The sequence below is a fragment of the Stenotrophomonas sp. YJH_SMC_17 genome (assembly GCF_059371655.1).
Map to the genome: position 1 here is coordinate 132041 of NZ_JCAFUU010000009.1, position 8305 is coordinate 140345.

8 protein-coding genes and 1 rRNA gene are annotated in these 8305 nt (G+C 67.8%); 4 read left to right on the forward strand and 5 right to left on the reverse strand.

What is annotated here, in order from left to right; all coding sequences use genetic code 11:
* Positions 1–10: 10 nt before the first annotated feature.
* Entirely contained in the window at positions 11–922 is a 912-nt protein-coding gene (locus AC5P8Z_RS18455) for a BPSS1780 family membrane protein (RefSeq protein ID WP_286070404.1), read from the forward strand.
* Positions 923–1010: 88 nt separating this feature from the next.
* On the opposite strand, the gene tatC is transcribed toward AC5P8Z_RS18455, so the two are convergent.
* The 4 genes from tatC to AC5P8Z_RS18475 all read right to left on the reverse strand — a co-directional run bounded on the left by tatC (position 1011) and on the right by AC5P8Z_RS18475 (position 3430).
* Positions 1011–1760: a twin-arginine translocase subunit TatC gene (gene tatC / locus AC5P8Z_RS18460; protein ID WP_286070405.1), complete on the reverse strand. Its 750-nt coding sequence runs from the start codon at positions 1758–1760 to the stop codon at positions 1011–1013.
* Positions 1757–2218, reverse strand: a complete 462-nt coding sequence (tatB, locus tag AC5P8Z_RS18465; RefSeq protein WP_495229711.1) for a Sec-independent protein translocase protein TatB — start codon at positions 2216–2218, stop codon at positions 1757–1759. Before tatB ends, tatC begins: the two co-directional genes overlap by 4 nt.
* Positions 2219–2233: 15 nt before the next feature.
* On the reverse strand, positions 2234–2461 hold the full coding sequence (gene tatA, locus AC5P8Z_RS18470; RefSeq protein ID WP_049443854.1) for a Sec-independent protein translocase subunit TatA: 228 nt from the start codon (positions 2459–2461) through the stop codon (positions 2234–2236).
* A gap of 75 nt (positions 2462–2536) precedes the next feature.
* Positions 2537–3430, reverse strand: a complete 894-nt coding sequence (locus tag AC5P8Z_RS18475; RefSeq protein WP_495229712.1) for a lipid-binding SYLF domain-containing protein — start codon at positions 3428–3430, stop codon at positions 2537–2539.
* A gap of 165 nt (positions 3431–3595) precedes the next feature.
* On the opposite strand from AC5P8Z_RS18475, the gene hemH reads away from it, so the two are divergent.
* The 3 genes from hemH to AC5P8Z_RS18490 all read left to right on the forward strand — a co-directional run bounded on the left by hemH (position 3596) and on the right by AC5P8Z_RS18490 (position 7808).
* Positions 3596–4558 (forward strand): ferrochelatase, encoded by a 963-nt coding sequence (gene hemH / locus AC5P8Z_RS18480; protein ID WP_286070408.1) that lies wholly within the window; start codon positions 3596–3598, stop codon positions 4556–4558.
* Positions 4555–5409 (forward strand): alpha/beta fold hydrolase, encoded by an 855-nt coding sequence (locus tag AC5P8Z_RS18485; RefSeq protein WP_495229713.1) that lies wholly within the window; start codon positions 4555–4557, stop codon positions 5407–5409. Before hemH ends, AC5P8Z_RS18485 begins: the two co-directional genes overlap by 4 nt.
* Positions 5410–5699: 290 nt before the next feature.
* Positions 5700–7808, forward strand: a complete 2109-nt coding sequence (locus AC5P8Z_RS18490; protein ID WP_495229714.1) for a methyl-accepting chemotaxis protein — start codon at positions 5700–5702, stop codon at positions 7806–7808.
* Positions 7809–8203: 395 nt separating this feature from the next.
* On the opposite strand, the gene rrf is transcribed toward AC5P8Z_RS18490, so the two are convergent.
* Positions 8204–8305 (reverse strand): 5S ribosomal RNA (gene rrf / locus AC5P8Z_RS18495); the annotation flags it as partial.

Consider the following 8305-nt stretch of genomic DNA (forward strand, 5'->3'; position numbering starts at 1 on the left):
CCGGATGTCCATGAAAGAGATTCGCAAGCTGCCGGCTTCGGCGGGCGCCCAGTGGTTGCTGGATACGTTCTCCCTGTACCGGCGTGCGCCGCTGCAGCTGGCCCGGATCGGCCTGACCTGGCTGCTGGTGAGCTGGGTGGTCACGCTGTTGTCGACGCTGATTCCCGGCGCCGCCGGCATGGCCGTGCAGCTGATGACGCTGGCCATCTCGCCGATCATGTTCGGCGGCATGCTGTATGCCGTGGGCGAAATCGATGAGGGCCGCCCGGGCCTGGCCTCGCATCTGCTGCAGCCGATCCGCGACCACCGCGTCAGCCACCTGCTGGTGCCGCTGGCGATCCAGGTACTGGCGGTGCTGTTGCTGGGCGCGCTGCTGTTCATGATGATCGGTCGCGAGGGCTTCACCGCCTTCAGCGAGGTCATGACCAAGATGGAAGAGATCAGCCGCAGCGGCCAGCAGATCAAGCCGGACGATGCCGCCGCGCTGGTTGCCAACCTGCCGGCCAAGCGCATCGCGCTGTGGATGCTGCTGGTGTTCCTGAGCGCGGTTGCGCTGTCGCTGGCGATGTTCACCCAGCCGGCGCTGGTGGTGTTCGACAAGCAGAGCGGCATGCACGCGCTGCGCCTGAGCCTGCAGGGCTGCATCGAGAACATCGGCGCGATGATCGTGTTCGCGGTGCTCGGCCTGATCGCCGCGTTCTGCATGTACATCCTGTTCGTGATCGTGATCCAGATCGCGATGCTGATCGGTGGCCCGCTGGCCGCCGCCTTCATCGCCCAGCTGGTACTGACCACGGTGCTGATGCCGCTGTATGTCGGCGCGGTCTATGCCGCGTGGAAGCAGATGTTCGTGCACCGCGGCAGCCGCGCAGCGCCGCCGATTCCGTCCACGCCGAGCTCCAGCGACGTGTTCCACGCCTGAGCAGCGCTCAACGGTAGCGCCGGGCCATGCCCGGCGGGCGCCATCGCATCGAACCGAAACACGCCGGACACGGCCCGGCGCTACCGGATCAGGCGGCGGGTTTCTTCAGTACCGACGACGGCACCAGCCAGCGCGCGGCGTGGATGCCGAGCTCGTACAGCAGGCACATCGGGATCGCCAGCATCAGCTGCGACACCACGTCCGGCGGGGTCAGCACCGCCGCCACCACGAAGATGCCGACGATCGCGTAGCCGCGGCCTTCCTTGAACTGCTGCGGCGTCACCCACCCCAGCAGCACCAGGATCACCATTGCCACCGGCAGCTCGAAACTGCCGCCGAAGGCGAAGAAGATCGCCAGCACGAAGTCCAGGTAGGCATTCGCATCCGGCGTAATGGCGATCACCTCCGGGCTGAAGGTGGTGAGGAAGTGGAACACCGCCGGCAGCACCAGGAAGTAGGCGAAGGCGCAACCGGTGTAGAACAGCAGCACCGACGACACCAGCAGCGGCACCGCCAGACGCTTTTCACGCGCGTAAAGGCCGGGCGCAACGAACGCCCACAGCTGGTACAGCAGCCACGGCACCGCCACGAACAAGGCAACGAAGAAGGTCAGCTTCAGCGGCGCGAAGAACGCGCCGGCCGGATTGGTGGCGATCATCGTCTGCCCGTTGGGCAGCTGCGACACCAGTGGTTCGGCCAGTGCGTTGTACAGCTTCTGGGTGAACGGCAGCAGCGCCAGGAGCACCACGCCCAGGCCCAGCAAGGCGCGCACCAGGCGACCGCGCAGCTCCACCAGATGTTCGACCAGCGAGCTCTCGCCGAAATCCTGTTCACTCATGGCTGGCGCTCCGTGCTCTGCGCCGGCGGCGGCGTACCGGCTTCAGCGGGCGCGGCCGAAACCGGCTCGGCGGCACCACCGTCCTGCGTCGGTTCAACCGCATCGGGCGCGGCACTCATGTGCGGCGGAAGATCCGCAGGCGCTGGTGCACGGACTTCCTGCACCAGATCATCGCCCTGCTGCTGCGCCTGCTGGGCTTCGCGACGGATCGCTTCGCCGCTGGCGCGCAGCTGGTTCTCGGTGTCCTGCATGCCCTGGCGCACGTCCTGCATCTGCCGCTTGATCTCCTCGGCCTGCAGCTCGCGTTCCAGTTCCTGTTTCACCGAATCCCACTGATTGCGGGCACGACGCACCCACAGGCCGGCGAAGCGGGCCGCCTTGGGCAGGCGCTCGGGACCGAGCACCACCAGGGCGACCACTGCAATCACCAGCAGTTCGCTGAAGCCGATATCGAACACCGCAACCGCTCCGGATCAACGTGCGTTGCGGTCGTGCTCGTCCTGCGCGGTGCGCGAGGCGTCCTGGCTGCGCGACTCATCACCCAGCTGCGCGTTCGGCTTGTCGTCGTCGCGCATGCCCTTCTTGAATTCCTTGACCGCCGAGCCGAGGTCCTTGGCGCCACTGGTCAGGCGCTTGGTGCCGAACACCAGCAGGACGATGGCCAGCACGACCAACCAATGCCAGATGCTGAAACTGCCCATAAAGACGCTCGTTACGTTAGTGATCAGGCTGTCGAGCATAGCGCACCGGCTGTTAGCCGGCGCGCGTGACGAAAGTCAGTTTCCGCCCAGCGTTTCCGTGCGGATCTCGCCGTCGTTCACCGGCTGGAAGCCCTGCTGCTGCGGCGGCGGGTTCTGCGGCACGTTCTGCAACGGGGCGGTGGTGGCTTCGGCCGGAGCAGCCGGCGCTGCCTGAACAGGCGCCGGGGCGACGGCCGGCGCCGCTGCCGGACGCGGCGCACTGCCGCCGTTGCCGTTGCGGTTGTTGCGGGCGGCGTAGGTGGCCTCTTCCAGGCGATCGCGGAAGGCGACCACGTCCATCGACGGCGAACCGGCGGCGCGGCCTTCGAAGATCATCCGCGGCGTGGTGTTGCTGCCGTAGGCGTCGAGGTTGGCGGCGTCGTCGATCTGCAGCACCGCACCGTCCAGGGCCACCCCGGCGAACAGGCCGCGGGCACGCGACCACGACCAGATCTCAGCCTTCAGCTGGCCATCGGTGGCGGCCGCAGCATTGCGGCCAACCGGTCCGGCGGCGACGCCGGCATCGGCGCCCAGCGTGAACTTGCCGTTGACCAGGTTGTCCAGGCTGCGATCGTTGCGGAATACCAGCACCACGTCGGAAGACTGCACACCGGCCTGGAAGCCGATGCTGCCGCCCGTGAGCTTCACGAACACCGGGTTGGACCAGGCGCCGTTGGCCATGCGCACCGACATCAGGCCATGGCCGCGGCGACCGCCGATGACCAGACCGGCCTTGATCGTGTCGGGAATGACGATGACCGCGCGGCCTTCGTCGAGCAATTTGTCCGGAATGGACTGTTCAGGGATTTCCTGGATTTCAGCCAGCACACGCACGGCGTTGCGCGCACGCTGGTCTTCCTGCGGCCCGGCCATGGCCTGGCTGGACAGCAGACTGGCGGCGATCAGCAGGGCTTGGATCGGGCGACGCATGGCAGGCTCCAGAAGTCAGTCCATAGGAAGATATAGCAAGTGACTGAAATTAGTAGTGTTGTCATGAATATCCTATGAGCGTTCCCTGCTCATAGAGGCGCGCGCTATGCGTCCAATCCGGACCCTGCATCCCGGTGCCACGCCGGATCGGCGACAATAGCGACCATGCTCGACGCTCCCGATACCGCCGTGCTGGCGGTCAACCTAGGCACGCCCCAGACGCCGACGGCCCCCGCCGTTCGCCGTTACCTGGCTGAATTCCTGTCCGACCCCCGCGTGGTCTCGATCCCAGCGCTGCTGTGGCAGCCGCTGCTGCGTGGATTGATCCTGCCGCTGCGCAGTAGCCGTTCGGCGGCCAAGTACGCGCAGGTCTGGCTGCCCGACGGCTCACCACTGATGGTGCATACGCGCCAGCTGGCGCAGGCCATGCAGGCCCTGCTGCCGACCCTGACGGTGCGCCACGCGATGCGTTACGGCGAACCGGCGCTGGCCGGCGAGCTCGACCGTCTGGCCGCCGACGGCGCTCGCCGCATCGTCGTGCTGCCGCTGTACCCGCAGTACTCCACCACCACCACCGCCTCGGTCGAAGACCGGGTCGATGCGTGGCAGCGCCGCAACCCGGGCGTGACCGTCAGCCTGGTGCGCGACTACTCGGTCGATCCGGGCTGGGTCGAGGCCGTGGCCGGCTCGATCCGGCGCTACTGGGAGCAGCACGGTCGTGGCCAGAAACTGATGTTCTCCTTCCATGGCATCCCGCAGCGCCTGGCCGATGGTGGCGATCCGTATCCGCAGCGCTGCGAGGCCAGTGCGCAGGCCATCGCCAGCGCGCTGGGCCTGGGCAGCGACGAGTGGCAGATGGGCTACCAGTCTCGGTTCGGCCGCGAGCGCTGGCTGCAGCCGTATGCGGAGCCAAGCCTGTGGGCGCTGGCCGAGTCCGGTGTGAAGCAGATCGACGTGGTCTGCCCGGGCTTTGCCACCGACTGCCTGGAAACGCTGGAAGAAGTGGCGCTGGGCTTCACCGAGACGCTGGCCGAGCGCGGCGCGAAAATGCGCTACATCCCGTGTCTCAACGCCGAACCGGAACATGCGCGCGCACTGGCACGGCTGGCCGTGGCCTCGCTGGCATGAGCCTGCAGCCATTTGAACTCGAGGTCGGTGGCGCGCGCGTCGCCGGCCTGCGCAACCATGGCGACGGCCCACGCGTGCTGGCCCTGCATGGCTGGCTCGACAATGCCGCCAGCTTCGTACCACTGGCCCCGCACCTGGCCTCGCTGCAGCTGGTGGCCATCGACCTGCCCGGCCACGGCCACAGCGCGCATCTGCCGGCCGGTGCCAGCTACACCACGGCCGCCGCGATCTGCCACGTACTCGACGTGGCCGATGCGCTGGGCTGGGACCATTTCAGCCTGCTCGGCCATTCGATGGGCGCCGGCATCGCCAGCCTTACCGCCTCGGTCAGTGATCGGGTGGAGCGCCTGGTGGCGATCGAAGCGCTCGGCGGCCTGCGCGGTCCCGAGGAAGAAACAGCCAACCGCCTGCGCGAGCACGTCAATGCCACGCGTGGGCTGGGGCGCAAGCAGCTGCGCGTGTTCCCCGACCTGGCCGCGCCGATCCGCGCGCGGATGATGACCAACCAGCTCAGCGAGCGCTGTGCACGCCTGCTGGTCGAACGCGGCGTGGAGCCGGTCGAGGGTGGCTATCGCTGGTGCAGCGATCCGCGCCTGATGCTGCCGACCGCGATCCGCCTCAGCGAAGGGCAGATCGACAACCTGCTGCAGGCCATCGCCTGCCCGACGCAGGTGATCTATGCCACACCGGCACAGTCGTACTATCCCGAACCGATGCGCAGTGATCGCCTGCAGCACCTGCGTGATGGGCGGCTGGCGGTGTTTCCCGGCAACCATCACCTGCACATGGAAGACCCGGCGCAGGTCGCCGCAGTGATCCTGCACTTCTTCAGCACCGACAACGCGGGCTGAGTCACGGCGTCCGCGCACTTCACTCTGCGCACTTCCGGCCGATAGATCAGTTGCGGGCCGCTGTGCCCGCAGCACGCGGGCCCGGTCGGGCCTGCGGCGTGTGTCTGGTTCTGCAAGGAAGTCCGCATGCCCGCTCCATTGCACCGTTACCCACAGGATGGGGTCACGGCGCCCCGTCTGCGCGTCGCTGACCGCGTCGCATTCCCCGAATCCCCGGTTCCCGTTCTGGCGACGCATTCGTGCGGGCGTCGCGGCGTGGCCGTTGTCGTTTGCTGATCCAGGAGTCGCCGATGTCCGTTGCATCCTCCCGCCCCCCCGATAGTGCTCGCCTGCCGCATCTGCAGCAGCTTGCCCACCGCGCCGATCGTCGCCTGCTGATCGGCAGCACAGCATTGGCCGTCACCGGGCTGGCACTGGCCTTGCGCGGTGGTCCGCAGCTGCCGGGCGCCTGGACCACTGCGGCTGCACTGCTGCCTGCGCTGTGGCTGGCCGGTCCGCAGGCCGGCAAGCGCTTCGCCCGCAATGCCCTGGCGGTGCTGCTGTCGCTGCAGCTGGCCCTGCTGTGCGCGATCGTCGGGCTGTCGCCCGCGTTGCCTGTCGCGCTGCTGCTGAGTGTTCTGTTGAGCCATCGTGATCGCGTGCCGGTCTGGCTGGCCGGTGGCGTCGGCACCCTCGCGCTGCTTGCACCGCTGCTTGAAGGCGCGGCCGTGTGGCCAACGCTGCTGCAGGCAGGGTTGTTCGTCGGCCTGACCCTGTTCCTCGGCCAGGTCGCGCTGCGCCTGCGCCAGCAGACCGAAGCGCTGGGCCACGGCCCGCGCCGCCTCGCCGCGCTGGCACGCGACATTGCCACCGGCGCGGATCTTGCGGCACATGCCGACACGCGCGCCAGTGCACCGGGTTCGCTGGCCCATGCACTGGCCGACACCGCGCGCCATGTACAGGCCCAGCGCGGTCGTGAGGCCGCCTCGCATGCGGAGAACGCGCAGATCCGCCAGGCGCTGGATGCTTCGCGCACCGCAATGATGATCGCAGACAACGACCACGTGATCCGCTATGTGAACCGCTCGGTGGTGGCCCTGCTACGCAACCAGCAGGCGACGCTGCGCCAGGCCTTCCCTGACTTCGATGCCGAACGCCTGGTGGGCAGCAGCATCCATCGCTTCCACGCCAACCCGGACCGCATCCGCGCCATCCTCAACGGCCTGCAGGTCACGCACAACGGCAAGGTGCAGATCGGCCCGGTGCACTTCGCCCAGGTGGTCACGCCGGTGTTCGACGCGCAGGGCCTGCGCCTGGGCTTCGCCGTGGAGTGGCATGACCGCACCCAAGAACTCACGCTGGAGAACGCCGTCGCCGGCATCGTTGCGGCCGCTGCCGCCGGTGACCTCGACCAGCGCCTGCAGGCCACCGAAGGGGCGAGCTTCCTCGATGGCCTGACCGGTGGCATCAACCAGCTGCTGGATACGCTGGGCCGCACCATCGACGAAGTGCGGCAGATGCTCTCGGCACTGGCCAGCGGCGACCTGGATCGGCGCATGCACGGCGAGTATCACGGCGCCTTCGCTGCCATCCAGCGCGACGCCAATGCCACCGCGGAACAGCTGGCACGCATGGTCGGCCGCATCCAGGACTGCGCATCGTCGATCAGTACCGCGGCCAGTGAGATCGCTGCCGGCAACGGTGCGTTGTCCGAGCGCAGCGAGCGGCAGGCGGCGCATCTGCAGGAAACCGCGGCCTCCATGGAGGAACTGACGGCCACCGTGCGCCAGAACGCCGCCCATGCGCGGGAGGCCAGCGCGCTGGCGTCCTCCACGCAGGACGCGGCCAGCGACGGCAACCTGGCCATGCAGCGGGTGGTCGACACCATGCAGGCCATCGAGGGCGCGTCGAAGCGGATCGGCGACATCACCGGCGTCATCGACGGCATCGCGTTCCAGACCAACATCCTGGCGCTGAATGCGGCAGTGGAGGCGGCGCGCGCCGGCGAGCAGGGCCGAGGCTTCGCGGTGGTGGCCAGTGAAGTGCGGGTGCTGGCGCAGCGTTCGGCGGCGGCGGCCCAGGAGATCAAGAGGCTGATCGACGAAGCCGGCCGCCAGGTGGGCGAAGGTGCCCAGCTGGTGGCGGATGCCGGCCAACGCATGCAGGGGATCGTGGGGGGTGTCGAGAATGTCAGCCACCTGATGCGCGAGATATCCGCAGCGTCGCAGGAGCAGTCAATCGGTATCGAGCAGATCAACCAGACCGTGGTGCAGATGGACCAGGCCACGCAGCAGAATGCTGCGCTGGTGGAGGAAGCAACTGCCGCAGCACGCGAGCTGCAGTCGCAGGCGGGCACGCTGGATGATGCGGTGTCGGTGTTCCGTCGGCAGGAGTCACAGGGCGTGGCGCTGGTCGCCTGATCTCCGCCGTCAGCAGCATCCTCGTAAAGACGGCGCCCGCAGGGCGCCGTCTTTTTTCATGTGTCCTGCGTGATGGATCACGGGAAGCACAGGACCCGGTGGTATCAATCCTTCGGTAGTGACGGCCGCGGGCCGGCAACCACGCCGCGCGCAGTGCGCATGCCCACCCCACGCATCACGCATGGCGTGGACCTGCCGATACTACCGCCGGATGCATTGCATGGCCCCATCACCGGTAGTGCCGGGTGCTGGCCAGCGAGCTTGACACGTCCATCGCGCAGGCCCATTCCACCTATCCATGCAGTGCCTGGATCTACCGGTGCATTCCAGCAGCTGCATTTTCCTGCGCACAAAGAAAAACCCCGCTGCGTGAGCAGCGGGGTTTTGGGTATAAACCCTGGCGATGACCTACTCTCGCATGGCTTGAGCCACACTACCATCGGCGCAGCTGCGTTTCACTTCCGAGTTCGGGATGGGATCGGGTGGTTCCACAGCGC

What these genes read in the sequence shown, in the direction of transcription:
- AC5P8Z_RS18485 (WP_495229713.1), top strand. Translation starts at nt 4,555, where the DNA reads ATGAGCCTGCAGCCATTTGAACTCGAGGTCGGTGGCGCGCGCGTCGCC.
- hemH (WP_286070408.1), top strand. Translation starts at nt 3,596, where the DNA reads ATGCTCGACGCTCCCGATACCGCCGTGCTGGCGGTCAACCTAGGCACG.
- tatC (WP_286070405.1), bottom strand. Translation starts at nt 1,760, where the DNA reads ATGAGTGAACAGGATTTCGGCGAGAGCTCGCTGGTCGAACATCTGGTG.
- AC5P8Z_RS18455 (WP_286070404.1), top strand. Translation starts at nt 11, where the DNA reads ATGAAAGAGATTCGCAAGCTGCCGGCTTCGGCGGGCGCCCAGTGGTTG.
- AC5P8Z_RS18490 (WP_495229714.1), top strand. Translation starts at nt 5,700, where the DNA reads ATGTCCGTTGCATCCTCCCGCCCCCCCGATAGTGCTCGCCTGCCGCAT.
- AC5P8Z_RS18475 (WP_495229712.1), bottom strand. Translation starts at nt 3,430, where the DNA reads ATGCGTCGCCCGATCCAAGCCCTGCTGATCGCCGCCAGTCTGCTGTCC.
- tatA (WP_049443854.1), bottom strand. Translation starts at nt 2,461, where the DNA reads ATGGGCAGTTTCAGCATCTGGCATTGGTTGGTCGTGCTGGCCATCGTC.